At 58.3% G+C, this 14642-nt stretch carries 13 protein-coding genes; 6 read left to right on the top strand and 7 right to left on the bottom strand.

All coding sequences use genetic code 11. The annotated features are described in order from the left end of the window. Window positions 1-54 precede the first annotated feature (54 nt). Window positions 55-414, bottom strand: coding sequence for a hypothetical protein (locus NB069_RS02350; RefSeq protein WP_250587429.1), 360 nt, complete (start codon window positions 412-414; stop codon window positions 55-57). A gap of 242 nt (window positions 415-656) precedes the next feature. Between NB069_RS02350 and NB069_RS02345 the strand changes: the two genes are divergently transcribed. Continuing rightward, on the top strand, window positions 657-1415 hold the full coding sequence (locus tag NB069_RS02345) for an IclR family transcriptional regulator (RefSeq protein WP_250587427.1): 759 nt from the start codon (window positions 657-659) through the stop codon (window positions 1413-1415). A gap of 4 nt (window positions 1416-1419) precedes the next feature. Here the strand turns inward: NB069_RS02345 and NB069_RS02340 are convergent, their stop codons facing one another. The 5 genes from NB069_RS02340 to NB069_RS02320 form a co-directional block, all read right to left on the bottom strand. Continuing rightward, window positions 1420-3033 carry a glycoside hydrolase family 43 protein gene (locus NB069_RS02340; protein WP_250587425.1) on the bottom strand — a complete coding sequence of 538 codons (1614 nt, stop codon included), beginning with the start codon at window positions 3031-3033 and terminating at the stop codon, window positions 1420-1422. 12 nt (window positions 3034-3045) lie between these two features. After that, window positions 3046-4428, bottom strand: a complete 1383-nt coding sequence (locus NB069_RS02335) for an MFS transporter (protein WP_250587423.1) — start codon at window positions 4426-4428, stop codon at window positions 3046-3048. Between the two features lie 228 nt (window positions 4429-4656). After that, a complete protein-coding gene (gene yagF, locus NB069_RS02330) occupies window positions 4657-6624 on the bottom strand; it encodes a xylonate dehydratase YagF (RefSeq protein ID WP_250587421.1) in 1968 nt (655 codons plus the stop codon). A 15-nt stretch (window positions 6625-6639) separates the two neighbouring features. Next, a complete protein-coding gene (locus tag NB069_RS02325; RefSeq protein ID WP_250587418.1) occupies window positions 6640-7548 on the bottom strand; it encodes a dihydrodipicolinate synthase family protein in 909 nt (302 codons plus the stop codon). A 257-nt stretch (window positions 7549-7805) separates the two neighbouring features. After that, window positions 7806-8258 carry a YhcH/YjgK/YiaL family protein gene (locus NB069_RS02320; RefSeq protein WP_250587416.1) on the bottom strand — a complete coding sequence of 151 codons (453 nt, stop codon included), beginning with the start codon at window positions 8256-8258 and terminating at the stop codon, window positions 7806-7808. Between the two features lie 203 nt (window positions 8259-8461). Between NB069_RS02320 and NB069_RS02315 the strand changes: the two genes are divergently transcribed. The 5 genes from NB069_RS02315 to gbpA all read left to right on the top strand — a co-directional run bounded on the left by NB069_RS02315 (window position 8462) and on the right by gbpA (window position 12116). Continuing rightward, complete coding sequence (locus NB069_RS02315) at window positions 8462-8566, top strand: pyrBI operon leader peptide (RefSeq protein WP_250587414.1); 105 nt, start codon at window positions 8462-8464, stop codon at window positions 8564-8566. A gap of 34 nt (window positions 8567-8600) precedes the next feature. Continuing rightward, window positions 8601-9533, top strand: a complete 933-nt coding sequence (gene pyrB / locus NB069_RS02310) for an aspartate carbamoyltransferase (protein ID WP_250587412.1) — start codon at window positions 8601-8603, stop codon at window positions 9531-9533. Window positions 9534-9545: 12 nt separating this feature from the next. Next, entirely contained in the window at window positions 9546-10007 is a 462-nt protein-coding gene (gene pyrI / locus NB069_RS02305; RefSeq protein ID WP_250587410.1) for an aspartate carbamoyltransferase regulatory subunit, read from the top strand. A gap of 73 nt (window positions 10008-10080) precedes the next feature. After that, the gene (ridA, locus tag NB069_RS02300; protein WP_250587408.1) at window positions 10081-10467 is read left to right on the top strand and encodes a 2-iminobutanoate/2-iminopropanoate deaminase; all 387 of its coding nucleotides are present in this window, start codon (window positions 10081-10083) and stop codon (window positions 10465-10467) included. Window positions 10468-10652: 185 nt separating this feature from the next. After that, the gene (gbpA, locus tag NB069_RS02295; RefSeq protein WP_250587406.1) at window positions 10653-12116 is read left to right on the top strand and encodes an N-acetylglucosamine-binding protein GbpA; all 1464 of its coding nucleotides are present in this window, start codon (window positions 10653-10655) and stop codon (window positions 12114-12116) included. A 123-nt stretch (window positions 12117-12239) separates the two neighbouring features. Here gbpA and NB069_RS02290 read toward each other — a convergent pair whose 3' ends face one another. Next, a complete protein-coding gene (locus NB069_RS02290; RefSeq protein ID WP_250587404.1) occupies window positions 12240-14624 on the bottom strand; it encodes a beta-N-acetylhexosaminidase in 2385 nt (794 codons plus the stop codon). Between the last annotated feature and the right edge of the window lie 18 nt (window positions 14625-14642).

The following is a 14642-nucleotide window of genomic DNA, read 5'->3' as shown; positions in this document are numbered from 1 at the left end:
GTTCGGAGTAATGCTCTTATTATCTGCTTGCCGACTAAATAGTTCAGCGGATGATTACTTTGTCGTTACCCGTTCCTTGCCGTAAGGGCATTTTTTAAAGATACATTTTACCGGTACCTCACACCTCTTGCTCTCAGGGTCACGATGGCCGGGGCAGCTGGACATATTGTGCATCACGCGCCACAGGGTGTGGCTGTATTTATCGATCTGTATAATATGTATATCGCATAGCGTGTCATTCACCCGTAAACGGTTATGACAAACTTTTATCTGATCTCCGGGTTTAAAGAGCTGGTCGCCGTTATACCAGAGAATATAAGTATGATTATGCTGAGTCAGAATTTTCGAAAATAAGGTTCCGGTGGCCGGGCTGGCAATAGTGCCTAAAGTAATCCATGTCTTAGAAGCGGTCATCAAAATACCTTTAAACAAACGGTGCAAAGAGCGGAAAGCCATACGGTAAATAAGTGTAAAAGAACAATGAAAATGTGGTAATAGGCACAGCCTATCCTTTTTATTAAGGTCAATAAGTCTAAACTTTTACTTAAGTCAAATTCCTCCGTCAGGAATAGTTTGACCGCTTCCCGTGTCGATTGATTTTTCAGCGTAAAAAGGGTACTTTTTTGCCCTGATTTCAGCGCGGATATGCCGATCTTATGCCTATTATTCAATCTGTTGAACGTGCCCTGCAGATCCTCGATCTGTTTAACGAACAGGCGACGGAACTTAAAATCACCGACATCAGTAAACAGATGGGCCTGAGTAAAAGCACCCTTCACTCGCTTCTCAAAACCCTACAGCTGCACGGCTATATCGATCAGAACCCGGAGAACGGCAAATATCGCCCCGGCATGAAGCTGGTTGAACGCGGTCACTTTGTGGTGAGCACCATGGATATCCGCCAGAAAGCGAAGCATTTTCTGACGGAATTGTCAGAGCGCACCGGGCAGACCACCCATCTGGGCATTCTGGACGGGCGCGAAGGGGTCTATATCGAGAAGATTGAAGGCAAGCTGGCGGCCATCGCCTACTCGCGCATTGGCCGCCGCCTGCCGGTGCATGCCACCGCCATCGGCAAAGTGCTGATCGCCTGGCTGAGCGACGCCGAGCTGGACACCCTCCTTGAGGGCTATCAGTACACCACTTTTACCCCGGCGACGCTGGCCTCCCGCGAGGCGCTGCTGGCCGCGCTGGCGCAAACCCGCGAGCAGGGCTATGCCCTGGACAGCGAAGAGAACGAACAGGGGGTGCGTTGCGTGTCGGTCCCGGTGCGTAACCATGAGTCCCGGGTCATTGCCGCCCTGAGCCTCTCCACCTTAACCTCCCGCGTGAACGACGACGAGCTGGCCCGCTTTCGCGAGCAGTTGCAGGAGGCCGGGCGCCAGCTCTCACGCGCGCTGGGCTACCCGGCCTGAACCCTTATACCGGCGCGTAAGTGAAGTAGTCGAAGTCAGCGTGGCAGCCGTCGCCGCTGATGTCTTCGCAGTGCAGCCCGACAAAGGCCCCGGTGAAGAACCCTCTCCCGCCGATATAGTCATCGGACAGCTTCCACGCCTCGTACGTCACGGGCACGCTGTGCCACGTCTCGCCGTCAAAGGAGTAGCTGTAGCGGTAGACCAGACGATCGACATCCACCCGCAGCCAGACGCTCTGCGCCTCATCCGGTACCGGGATGGGCTGCTCGTGCAGCGGCCATGACGGCACGTTGTGGTCAAGCTGGATCACCTTCAGGGTTCTGCCCTGCCCCTCCTCATAATCAACAAAGCAGTAGCTCCAGTTTTTGCTGTTGTAGTAGCAGGTTAAGCCCGCGCTCTGCTGGAAGTGACGCGGTGAAAATTCCATGCGCGTCTCGGCGCGAAACGCGACGTGCTGCCAGCGGCGCGCCACGGTGGACTGGGTAAAAGTCGAGTTAAGGGAGTCGTTGCCGTACAGGCGCAAAAAGCCTTTACGCGCCCGCAGAGAGCCGAGGGAATCGTCGAACGGGATACGCAACGTCTGCAGCTCCGGGTCGAGACGCTCGCCGTCGAAGTCGTCCCGCCAGTCGGCCTGCACCACGGCTGCGCACTCGGTCATCTGCGGGCCTGGCACCGTCAGTTGGGCATGTTTGCCCCCTTCAACGTAAGGCCAGCCGTCGCGCCATTCGATGCGCGAGATCCCCGTCTCACGCCCCAGGGAGCAATATCCTCGCCCGCCGGAGGCCAGCAGCGGAACGCCCGGCAGGCGCTGGGGGCGGCTGGTGAGATAGGCCATGTACCACTCCCCGGTGTGGGTCTGGAGCAGCGAGCCGTGGCCGCTTTTTTGCAGCGGATTTTCCGGCAGGTGCCAGCTGGTCATCATCGTCACATCGGGGTGCAGCTCGTAAGGCCCGTCGATGTTTCTGGCCCGTAATACCACCACCGCGTGCTCATAGCTGGTGCCGCCCTCAGCGACCAGCAGATAGTACCAACCCTCTTTACGGTAGATATGCGCCCCTTCGGTGTAGCACAGCGGCGTGCCGGTGAAGAGGGTTTTACGCTTCGCCGACAGGGTGCGGGTATGCGGATCAAATTCCTGCATCACGATGGTGTTATGCGGGTTGCTGTGATGGCGCGGCCCCCAGGGGCGGTAGATATAGTATTTGCGGCCATCGTCGTCGTGGAACAGCGAGGGATCGAACCCGCCGTTGCCCATCGGGATCGGCTCGCTCCACGGCCCCTCGATGGAGGGGGCGGTCACCAGGAAGTTGCGCCCGTTTTTCCACGGGGAATCGACGATCTTCACGTCGGTATAGAGCAGCCAGAACTGCCCGTCGGCGTAGCTCAGGCACGGCGCCCAGATGCCGCCGGAGTCCGGGTTGCCCTTCATATCCAGCATCGATACGCGATCCAGCGGGGTACTCACCAGCCGCCAGTTCTTCAGGTCCCGGGAGTGGTAGATGCGCACGCCCGGGAACCACTCAAAGGTCGAGGTGGCGATGTAGTAATCCTCGCCCTGACGGCACATCGACGGATCCGGGTTGAAGCCAGTCAGAATCGGGTTGGTAATGGTGTACATAGTGCCTCCTGCTTAATGAGATGCCGCCGTTGCTGCCTCAGGGATCGCTTCCCCCTGGGCCGCGCGATGCTTGAGCAACTGCTTGCTGATGGCTTCCACCCGCGCATCCGAGAGCTTATAGAACGACAGCATGGTGAACATGCCCACGTAGAGCACCACCGGCACCACGCAGAACAGAATTTTGATGGTGGTGAGCACCTCAACCGGCTGCACGCTGTTGCTGGCGGAGTAGTTGACGTACGCCAGGATCCAGCCCACCACCGCGCCGCCAATCGCCAGGCCGATCTTCAGGCTGAACAGGTAGGTGGAGAACACCAGCCCGTCCAGACGACGGCCGCTGCGGCTCTCTTCGTAATCCACCACGTCGGAAGCCATCAGCCACTGCAGCGGCGTGGTGGTATTAAAGACGAACAGGAACAGGATGTTGAGGGCGAAAATCAGGGCCATATGTTCGGCCGGGGTGAAGAAGATCAGCAGGCTGATCAGGGAGTAAATAACGATGATCCACTTGAAGGCTTTTACCCGGTCGAAACGGCCCAGCAGGCGCGAAGAACAGAGCGAGCCAAACATGGTGGCGATGCTGCCGTAGAGCAGGAACTGGGTCGCCATCTCCGGGTGGTCCATCACGTACTTCACGAAATAGAGCGTCGCCCCGCCGCGCACCACGTTGGAACAGGTGGCCATCATCTTGAAGGCACACATGATCCGCCACTGGCTGTTGCCGAGCAGCAGTCTGAGATCTTTTCTGACCGACGAGCCCGGCTGCACCTCAAAGGTGTAGCGCTCTTTGGTGGTGAAGAAGCAGACGTACAGCAGCACCACGCCGCAGAGCCCCAGCACGCACATCGCACCGAAGTAGCCGACCTGTTCGTTACCTTTGCCGATGATCCCCACCAGCGGCAGGGCAATGCCGCTGATCGCCAGCGATCCTGCCGCCGCCAGGAAGAAGCGCCAGGACTGCATGGCGTGGCGCTCTTTCGGATCGGCGGTGATCACCCCCGGCATGGCGCAGTACGGCACGTTAACGAAGGTATAGACCAGTGTCAGCAGGATGTAGGTGACGCAGGCGTAGATAATTTTGCCGTTGGCCGAGAAATCCGGGGTGTAGAAGGTGAGCATGCAGACGACACCAAACGGGATCGCCCCCCACAGCAGGAACGGGCGGAACTGGCCGTGGCGGGTGCGGGTGCGGTCCACCAGCAGCCCCATCAGCGGGTCGGTTACCGCATCGAGCACGCGGGACACCAGGAACAGCGTGCCCATAATCCCGGCCGACAGGCCAAACACATCGGTGTAGAAATAGGCGAGCAGGAACATGGTCGCCTGCCAGACAAAGCCGCAGGCGGTGTCACCCAGCCCGTAGCCAATTTTATCTTTCATGGTTAATTGCATCATCAGAAATACACCCTTATTTAGTGTGCTGAATTCACAACATCGTGTTAATAGAGTGTAATGAGCTGTTCAATTAACCAACAATGGTCATATCTTGTTTCTGAATTACGTTATTTTGCTTTTGTGATACCCATCGAAATAACATAAGTAATTGTTTTAAATCACCAATAACAAAAACAACAAAGCCGCCCGCGGAATACTTTCCGCAGGCGACAGGCGTGATAAATATAATTAAATCCCGAGTGCTTTTTTACCGGCGTTAATTACCTCGATGATTTTATCCGTGTCGTAAATACAGCCTTTCCAGGTGCCGCCACTCACCGACTGTAACGCCGCCCACAGGCGCGTATCGTCCGGTAAAAATTCATGGGCATGCAGTTCAGGGTGCGGTTCGCGACGTGCCAGCTCCATCGCCCCCTCCTGCGGGGTGAGCGGTGCCTGGGCCGTGCCGATAAAGTTGACGCTGCCGGTCAGGGCAAGGCGATCCACCACAATCTCGATGATGTCGTTGTCCCGCAGCTTGCCAATCGGCCCGCCAGCCAGCGCCTCGGGGGCAACGTGACCAAAACAGGCCCCGGTAGAGACGCCCGAGAAGCGGGCATCGGTGATCAGCGATACCGTTTTACCCCAGGAGATATGCTTCAGCGCTGAAGTCAGCTGGTAGGTCTCTTCCATGCCGGTACCGGAGGGGCCGCCGCCGATCACCACCATGATGTCGCCCTGGGCGATCTCGCCGTTTTTGATCGCCTTGATCGCCCGGGCTTCTGAGACAAACACCCGTGCCCGGCCGGTGTGGCGGTAGACGCCATCTTCACCCACCACTGAGGGATCGATGGCCGTGGCCTTGATTACCGAGCCTTCCGGCGCGATGTTGCCCATCGGGAAGGCCACCGTGGAGGTCAGCCCGCGGGCTTTAGCGCGTTCCGGCGGCAGGATCACGTCGTCAGGTTCTACGCCGTCCTGCTCGCGCAGGCACTGGCGGAAGCGTTCCCGCCGTTCAGAGCTCTGCCACCAGTCGAGGTTTTCTCCCACCGTCTGGCCGGTGACGGTCATGGCATCCAGATGCAGCAGGCCGAGATCGCGCAGATGGAGCATCACCTCCGGCACGCCGCCCGCAAGGAACGCCCGCACCGTCGGGTGATAATCCGGCCCGTTCGGCAGGACGCTCACCAGCCGCGGCACCTTGCGGTTGATCCGGGTCCAGTGCTCCACGTCCGGAATAGCGCAGCCCGCCGCGTGGGCGATGGCCGGAATGTGCAGCAGCAGGTTGGTGGAGCCGCCAAACGCGGCGTGGATCACCATCGCGTTTTCAATCGCTTTGTCGGTGAGAATATCCCGGGTGGTGATCCCGCGGTTATCCAGCTCAAATACCGCCCGGGCGGACTGGCGGGAGATCTCCAGCCACACGTCCTGGCCTGACGGCGCCAGCGCCGAGTGCGGCAGCGCCAGGCCCAAGGCTTCGGCCACCACCTGGGAGGTGCCTGCGGTGCCGAGGAACTGACAGCCGCCCCCCGGCGAGGCGCAGGCCCGGCAGCCCAGCTCGGCGGCTTCCTGCAAAGAGAGTTCATGGTTAGCGTAACGCGCCCCGATGGTCTGCACCTTCCCGGCGTCTTCGCCGAACGTCGGCGGCAGCGTGGCCCCGCCCGGCACCAGAATGGTGGGCAGAGTGTGCATCGCGGCCAGGGCGATCATGGTGGCGGGCAGGCCTTTGTCGCAGGTGGCCACGCCAATCACCGCCCGGCGCGTGGGCAGGGAGCGGATCAGGCGGCGAAACACGATCGCCGCATCGTTGCGGTATGGCAGGGAGTCAAACATCCCGTGGGTACCCTGGGAACGGCCGTCGCAGGGATCGCTGACGAACGCGGCAAAAGGGATCCCGCCGTTGCGGGTAATCTCTTTTGCCGCCGCCTGCATCTGCAGGCCAATCTCCCAGTGGCCGGTGTGGTAACCCAGCGCCACCGGGCGGCCATCCCCCGCGCGGATCCCGCCCTGGGTGCCGATAATCAGCACCTCTTTGCCGGTGAGCTTATTGGCATCCCAGCCCATTCCGGCGTTTTGCGTCATGCCAAACAGATTGCCGCTGGGGGATTCCATCAGCATCTGCGGGGTCAGGGGCAGCGCCCCCTGCGGCCCGGCCGCGTGGGTGATCACCGAATAGAAGGCGTCATCCTGCGGGGTAAAAATGGTTTCTATCGACATCGTGACCTTCCGGCTTCAGCAGAGCTTGAGCTGTTGCAGCAGCGTTTTGAGCTGCGCCTTGCGCGCGTCGTCCAGCGGACCGGCTGGCGGCAGCACATGGGTGGAGACCGGCTGAACGCAGAGGGCGATCGCCTCTTTAATGACGTTCACAAACGGCGTATCCAGCTGATACATCTGCGGAATTTGCAGCAGAGTCTGATGATACTGCGCCGCCCGGGCCAGGTCGCCGTCGCGGAAGGCCTGTCGCAGCCTGACCGACACCTGCGGCGCAAAGTTGCCGCTGGCGGAGATCGCCCCGTCACCGCCCAGCAGCAGGGTGTTGAACAGGTGATCGTCGTAGCCGCACAGCACCACAAACTGCGGGTGGGCCGCTTTCACGGTCAGCACCATGCTGCGCAGGTGGGCCACGGAGTCGATGGTGTCTTTGATCCCGACGATATTGCTCCGGGAGTCGACCAGGGTTTTAACCAGCTGCGGGGTCAGCTCCTGCCCGGTCAGCGCCGGGAAGTTATAGAGGATCACCGGCAGGGTCACGCTGTCGGCCACCTGTTCAAAGTAGCGGATCAGGTTCGCTTCAGACACTTTCCAGTAGTAGGGGTTGATCACCACGATGCCGTCGGCACCGGCCTGCTGGGCGTGCTGGCTCAGCTCGATGGTTTCCCGGGCGTTGGTGCCCCCGGTGCCGATCAGCACCGGCACGCGACGGTTCACGTGGGCGATGGCGAATTCAGCGATCGCTTTGCGCTCTGCGGTATTGAGCTGGGAAAACTCGCCGCCGCTGCCCAGGAAGAACAGGCCATCGACGCCGGCGTCGATCATGTGGTCGATGAGCGCGGCGCTGCCCGGTTTATCCAGCTTTCCGTCGGCGGTAAAAATGGTGGAGACAGGGGGAATAATCCCCGAAAACTGCACGGTCTGCGGCATGAGATCTCCTTGCTGATTCGTTTTGTTCTACATTATAGAACAGTGTTCTTTTATTTAACGATCATACTAGAACGCGGTGAAAGCGAAGGACAATGCGGAAAAAGGAGGGAGTGCGGTTTTTTTAAGCTGGATCACAAATTATTTTCCCCTCACCCCGGCCCTCTCCCCAAAGGGGCGAGGGGGAAAAGACCGCACCGTGCAGTCCCCTCTCCCCTATGGGGAGAGGGTTAGGGTGAGGGGTGAGGGTTGAGGGGTATTTACCCCACCAGCATCTTCACAACCACCTTGCGCACCTGCGCCGGGTTGCCCACCGCGCACAGCGGCTTGTGGACTTCGCCAGGGTAGAAGACCACAAAATCCCCTTCACTCAGCACAAGGGTTTTTTCCTGCTCGCCTTCCGGCAGGAACGCGATGTCTTTGTCCGCCAGCCAGTCGGTGTCCGGCGTGCCGTTTGGCAGGGTGCTGAAGGTCATCCCCTCCTGGCCTTTAAGCACGATCTGAATGTCCAGATAGCGGGCATGGTACTCCGCGCGACGCTCGGCAAACGGCTGGGTCATGTCTTCGGAGACCAGACAGAACAGGTTGTTGCCGTCGATGTCGTGTTTGCCGGTCGGCGTGGCGTCTGTCACGTGCGCTTTAACGTGTTCGATCGCCTGACGCAGTTTTTGTGGCAGCCAGGCCTGGAGGTTGTGAATGTTACCAACGATCATCTTTAAATCCTCAATATAAAACATCGTTTCATTTTCAACTTTTATACGAGAATTTCAGCTGCCATACCACCACTTTTTAGCGGGGATTTGCTCTTGCGCATAACCATGCATGCCCAACCGTTTTCGCTGCGTAAAGTGTGCATTATTCGCTTGATCCATGATTCAGGCTGCGTATAATGCCCCACAATTTGCCAGGAGGAAGCATGCTCAAACATGTACGACAGAGTGCCCCAGCGCGTCTTCAATCAGACGCTGGCCTGCCGTTTTTCTTCCCGTTGCGATCCCTATTCCAGAAGCCCCTCATTTGAGGGGCTTTTTTTTGCCCGGCGTCAGGAGATAAAAATGAATCCGCTTTATCAAAAACACATCATTTCCATCAACGACCTCAGCCGTGAAGAGCTGGAGCTGGTTCTGGCGACCGCGGCAAAACTGAAAGCCCATCCGCAACCGGAGCTGCTGAAGCACAAGGTGATCGCCAGCTGCTTCTTTGAAGCCTCCACCCGTACCCGCCTGTCGTTTGAGACCGCCATTCACCGCCTGGGCGCCAGCGTGGTCGGCTTCTCCGACAGCAGCAACACCTCGCTCGGCAAAAAAGGCGAAACCCTGGCGGACACCATCTCGGTGATCGGCACCTACGTCGACGCCATCGTGATGCGCCACCCGCAGGAGGGTGCGGCCCGTCTGGCAACCGAGTTTTCCGGCGGTACGCCGGTGCTGAATGCCGGTGACGGGGCTAACCAGCATCCGACCCAGACCCTGCTGGATCTGTTCACCATCCAGGAGACCCAGGGACGGCTGGAGAACCTGAACATCGCCATGGTCGGGGACCTGAAATATGGCCGTACCGTCCACTCCCTGACCCAGGCGCTGGCGAAGTTCAACGGCAACCGCTTCCTGTTTATCGCCCCGGACGCGCTGGCGATGCCGCAGTACATCCTCGATATGCTCGATGAGAAAGGCATTCCGTGGAGCCTGCACGCCAGTATCGAAGAGGTGATGGGCGACGTGGATATTCTCTATATGACCCGCGTGCAGAAAGAGCGTCTGGATCCGTCGGAGTACGCCAACGTTAAGGCGCAGTTCGTCCTGCGCGCCAGCGACCTTGAAGGCGCGCGCAGCAACATGAAGGTGCTGCACCCGCTGCCGCGTATCGATGAGATCACCACCGACGTGGATAAAACGCCGCACGCCTGGTACTTCCAGCAGGCCGGGAACGGCATCTTCGCCCGCCAGGCGTTACTGGCACTGGTTCTGAATCGCGATTTAGTTCTGTAAGGGGAAATGACAATGACACACGATAACAAACTCCAGGTCGAAGCCATCAAACGCGGCACCGTAATTGACCACATCCCTGCGCAGGTGGGCTTTAAGCTGCTGACCCTGTTCAAACTGACCGAAACCGACCAGCGCATCACCATCGGTCTGAACCTGCCTTCCGGCGAGATGGGCCGTAAAGACCTGATTAAAATCGAGAACACCTTCCTGACCGACGAGCAGGTTAACCAGCTGTCGCTGTATGCCCCGGAAGCGACCGTCAACCGTATCGACGACTACGAAGTGGTGGGTAAATCCCGTCCGAGCTTGCCGGAGCGCATTGAGCGCGTGCTGGTCTGCCCGAACAGCAACTGCATCAGCCATGCTGAGCCGGTAAACTCCAGTTTTGCAGTGAAAAAACGCGCCAATGACATCGCACTTAAATGCAAATACTGTGAAAAAGAGTTTTCACATAATGTGGTGCTGGCCAACTAATTGAGGTGGCAATGCATTCCCGGCTTTCTATAATGGCCGGGACTATTCATAACGCTGTTATTCAGGAGAAATCATGACCAAAGTACTCGCGACGGAAAATGCACCTGCAGCTATCGGCCCATACGTTCAGGGTGTTGATCTTGGCAGCATGATCATCACCTCCGGCCAGATCCCGGTAAACCCAAAAACCGGTGAAGTGCCGGAAGACGTCTCCGCTCAGACGCGTCAGTCGCTGGAAAACGTCAAAGCGATCGTTGAAACCGCTGGCCTGAAAGTGGGCGATATCGTTAAAACGACGGTGTTCGTCAAAGATCTCAACGATTTCGCCACCGTTAACGCTACCTACGAAGCCTTCTTCACCGAGAATAATGCGGGCTTCCCGGCGCGCTCCTGCGTGGAAGTGGCGCGTCTGCCCAAAGACGTGAAAATCGAAATCGAAGCGATTGCCGTGCGCCGCTAATTATTGATTTTGAAAAGCAAAAGGCAGCCTGGGCTGCCTTTTTTATTGGGTGAATACACAGAGCGAAATAACCTTCAAGTATTTTCACTATTATTTTTCATCGCAGCTTGAAATGACTAATTTTTTATTCCGGACAACACTAGTCACGCCCAAAACGAATTGATCCCCCTTTAATGGAATAAAAAATGAAACTGTCTAAAATTGCACTGGCACTTGCCACACTCACGGTTGCTTCCTCGGCTTTAGCTCACGGTTATGTAGAATCTCCAGCCAGCCGCGCTTATATGTGTAAGCTGGGTAAAAATATCGACTGCGGTACTGTTCAATATGAACCACAGAGCGTTGAACGTACTTCTGGCTTCCCTACTGGCGCCCTGCCGCCGGATGGTCAGCTGGCTTCCGCCGGTATTTCCCAATATTCCCAGCTGGATCGCCAGAGCCTGAATGCCTGGACTAAAACACCTATTACTGCTGGCCCAAATAAATTTACCTGGTTCCACACTGCACCACATAAAACCACCAACTGGCGCTGGTATATTACCAAGCAAGACTGGAATCCAAATAAACCGCTGACCCGCGATCAATTTGAATCCACGCCTTTCTGTACCGTTAACGGTAATGGCCAGGCACCTGCTCAGCGTCAGGATATGACCTGTAATGTTCCTCAGCGTACTGGCTACCAGGTTATTTACGCGGTATGGGAAATTGCGGATACCACTAATAGCTTCTACCAGGCAATTGACGTTGATTTCGGTAACGGCGGCAACGTCATTCCAGACGACGAAACCCCGGCAGTCGTATCCGAGTGGACCAAAACGCTGGATGGCCAGATCTCTGGTAACAACATCAACGCAGGCGACAAAGTTATCGCTCGCTTCTTTGATGCCAACGGCGAAGTGACCTCCATGCGCACCGAACTGACCATCTCCTCTGCATCCCAGGGTCAGGCAAGCCAGTGGTCTTACGATCTGGCGCAGGCGATTAACGCTGCACACAGCGACGTGCGTGTCGGTGTGAAAGATGAAAGCGGTGTGGTTAACCCGGCTCACGGCGTGAACAACGTCTACGTGAAAGACGGCAGCACCCTGAAATCTGTCGCTATCTCTTATGAAGAGCAGCAGACTCAGGCCAGCGAAGATATCGCTGTCACCAACGTGCAGTTCAGCAAAATCAAAAATGGCGCTGCAACCGTGACCTTCCACGTGAACACCCAGGGTGATGTAAACCTGGAAGCGCGTGTGATGAACCACGCCGGTGCTGAAAAAGGTTACGTGAAGCAGGACATGAACAACGCCAACCAGGACGTGACCATGAACCTGTCTGACGTCACTGCTGGTCACCACATGCTGAAATACTACGCGACCAACAAAGATGGCGTACTGTTCGCGCAGGACGTGATTGACATGATGCTGGAAAATGAAGCCTCTGGCACGGATACCACCCCTGCAGGTGACTACCAGTACACCTACCCGCAGAATATCGCCTCCTACAAATCAGGCACCGTGGTTCTGCAGCCGAAAAATGGCAAAACTTACCAGTGTAAGAAAGCGCCATACAGCGGCTACTGCGTACAGTACGCACCAGGCGCTAACCAGTTCGAACCAGGTGTAGGTTCCCACTGGACCATGGCGTGGACCCTGAAAAAATAAGGCATCCTGATGCCCGGTAAACAGGTCTGTGCGATCTGTTTGCCGGGTGGCGGCTTCGCCTTACCCGGCCTACGGTCAGGTTTTTGTAGGCCCGGTAAGGCGAAGCCGCCACCCGGCGTTTTTTTACTGATTGCGCGTCGCGCGCAGCAGTTTCTCCAGCGGATAGACCGCCGCAATCACCACTTCATCCTGAATCTGCGCCGCCTTATCCAGCTCGGCCTGAATCGACGCAATCTCCGTATCATCCAGCGTTCCCTGACGCGCCACCAGATCCGTTAAGCGCAGCCCAATCGTCGACAGTTTATCTACCGTCTGAATCACCGGCTTGAGCGCTTTCAGCTGATAGCTGTTTTCGGCCAGCGCCAGCGCGTCCGGGGTATTGGTCTGCCAGCGGGTAAACAGATGGCGCAGCGCCTCCGCGCTTTCGCTGTCTTCGGCATCGCTCACCAGCCGTTCAACCCAGCGGTTCATCTGCCGCACCGTATTGCTCTCCGGCGACAGCGCATCGGCCAGGCGGTTCAGCGGCTCAAAGAGATCGTAATTCCCGGCCTGGAACTTGAGATGGTTACGGGTGTAGTACTGGGCAGGCTCCAGGGCCTGGGCGAGGATGTTCAGCGCCATCGTGTCGGTGGTGTTACCCAGGCGCGTGAACTGTACCTGCTGGCGGGCATGCTGCTGCAGCCCCACCGACACCGTCGACCAGCTGTCCATCGCCTGCAGGCGGGTGTACATGTTGTCGATGTCGTTTACCTCCTGCGCCGACCACAGCCGCTCCGCCACCGCAAACGCCCGCGGCCAGAGCTTGATATCCAGCACCGGCGCCGCCACGTTTTCTGCCCACAGCGCCGCCTCGCCGCCCAGCAGATTGGCCTGCTGGCTGGCATCCGGCACCGCCGGGGCGATCCCTTCCGGCACCGCGTCCAGCCGCTGGCCCGTCACCGGGTAACGGCTGTTGCCCAGCAGGAAATAGCCGTCAATCTTGTCGTCTTTCACCGTCACCACCGGGCGGGTCTCCCCCATCCAGGTGTCGACGGTGAAGGTCACCTGATTGTCGCTGCGCCATTCGATATCCTGCACCGCCCGCCGGGATTTGCCTTTAAAATCAATAAATCCGCGCCAGCCCGCGTCACCTTTTACCAGCGTAAAGCTGCCCTCCACCGGGCTGCCCTTCAGGCGCGGCAGGGTGAATGACCAGCTCTGGGCGCTGTCGCTGTCGGTAATGACGTCCACATTGTTCAGCCCCTGGGGCACGATCTCATTGCGGTAGTGATAGGCAGTGTACTGAGGCTGATCGAGATAGAAGCCGGTGGAGAGGATCCCCCTGTAGCCTTTTTTTGCCACCTCGCCCAGCGCGTCCTGCCCCTGCCAGGACTGGATCAGAATACTTTTCGGCAGATCCGGGTGGAAGATCTCATCCCAGCCCACCATCTGACGCTGGTTTTTCTCGAGGATCGTCTCCAGCTTGCGGTTGAAGTACGCCTGCAACGCGTGGCTGTCGGCCAGCTTGTTGTCGCGCATAAACTGCTGGATGGCCGGGTTGGCTTTCCACTGGCTGTCGTCCACCTCATCGCCGCCGATGTGCAGATAGGGATCCGGGAAGATCGCCGCCAGTTCGGCGATCATCGCCCCGGCAAAGGTGTAGGTGGCCTCTTTGGTGGGATCCATCACCGGCTTGAGCACGCCCCAGTGACGCTCCATCTCGTAGGGCCCCGGGGCGCTCATCAGCTCCGGATAGGCCACCGCGATGGCCGAGGCGTGGCCGGGCATGTCAATTTCCGGCACCACGCGAACGCCACGCGCGGCGGCGTAGCGCACCACGTCGCGCATCTGATCCTGGGTGTAGAACAGCCCGTCGCTGGCAAGCTGGGTCAGTTTCGGGTAGCGCTTCGAGGCAAATCGCCAGCCCTGATCGTCGGTTAAGTGCCAATGCAGCACGTTGAGTTTCGCCGCCGCCATGCCGTCAATCTGGCGTTTGATATCCTCCAGCGGAATAAAGTGGCGGGCGGAATCGAGCAGCAGGCCGCGCCACGGGAAGCGCGGGGCATCCTCAATGGCGATCCATGGCAGGAAGGTGTTCTCCGGACCGTTCTGGATCAGCTGAAGCAGGGTCTCCATCGCCCGCAGCGCACCGAAACGGGTGTTAGCGGTGATGTTCACCCCGCTGGCGTCGACGGTGAGCTTATAGCTTTCATCGCTGTCCGGTTTCGGTAGCGGGGCCACTTTGCGGGCGATGGCGATGGTAACGGTCGGTTTTTCCGGCTTGTCGGCCTGGGGCTGGAGCGTCCAGCCGGTTTGCAGCGCCACGCGCTGGCGCAGGCGGGTGACCGCATCGCCGAGATCGTCCCCGGAAACACTCACCTGGAAAGTATTGTTGATGACCAGCGTCCCCTGGGTGGCAGGCCGTTCAACCTTCGCAGGCCAGGGCATCAGGGGGAGATCGCCTGCCGGAGCGGCAAACGCGAAAAAGCCGAGCATAAGCCCGGCGGTTAAGAGGCTGTACCGTAACATGAATGTTCCTTATTTGAC

This window comes from Leclercia adecarboxylata (assembly GCF_023639785.1).
GTDB classification, from domain to species: Bacteria; Pseudomonadota; Gammaproteobacteria; order Enterobacterales; family Enterobacteriaceae; genus Enterobacter; species Enterobacter adecarboxylatus_D.
Note: the sequence above shows the minus strand (reverse complement) of the source record. Positions and strands in the feature narration are given on the sequence as shown.

Excerpts from the sequence above, each read along its gene's own strand:
- NB069_RS02290 (WP_250587404.1), bottom strand. The coding sequence starts at position 14,624 with ATGTTACGGTACAGCCTCTTAACCGCCGGGCTTATGCTCGGCTTTTTC.
- yagF (WP_250587421.1), bottom strand. The coding sequence starts at position 6,624 with ATGTCGATAGAAACCATTTTTACCCCGCAGGATGACGCCTTCTATTCG.
- NB069_RS02325 (WP_250587418.1), bottom strand. The coding sequence starts at position 7,548 with ATGCCGCAGACCGTGCAGTTTTCGGGGATTATTCCCCCTGTCTCCACC.
- ridA (WP_250587408.1), top strand. The coding sequence starts at position 10,081 with ATGACCAAAGTACTCGCGACGGAAAATGCACCTGCAGCTATCGGCCCA.
- NB069_RS02345 (WP_250587427.1), top strand. The coding sequence starts at position 657 with ATGCCTATTATTCAATCTGTTGAACGTGCCCTGCAGATCCTCGATCTG.
- NB069_RS02340 (WP_250587425.1), bottom strand. The coding sequence starts at position 3,033 with ATGTACACCATTACCAACCCGATTCTGACTGGCTTCAACCCGGATCCG.
- pyrI (WP_250587410.1), top strand. The coding sequence starts at position 9,546 with ATGACACACGATAACAAACTCCAGGTCGAAGCCATCAAACGCGGCACC.
- NB069_RS02335 (WP_250587423.1), bottom strand. The coding sequence starts at position 4,428 with ATGATGCAATTAACCATGAAAGATAAAATTGGCTACGGGCTGGGTGAC.
- NB069_RS02320 (WP_250587416.1), bottom strand. The coding sequence starts at position 8,258 with ATGATCGTTGGTAACATTCACAACCTCCAGGCCTGGCTGCCACAAAAA.
- NB069_RS02315 (WP_250587414.1), top strand. The coding sequence starts at position 8,462 with ATGCTCAAACATGTACGACAGAGTGCCCCAGCGCGTCTTCAATCAGAC.
- pyrB (WP_250587412.1), top strand. The coding sequence starts at position 8,601 with ATGAATCCGCTTTATCAAAAACACATCATTTCCATCAACGACCTCAGC.
- NB069_RS02350 (WP_250587429.1), bottom strand. The coding sequence starts at position 414 with ATGACCGCTTCTAAGACATGGATTACTTTAGGCACTATTGCCAGCCCG.
- gbpA (WP_250587406.1), top strand. The coding sequence starts at position 10,653 with ATGAAACTGTCTAAAATTGCACTGGCACTTGCCACACTCACGGTTGCT.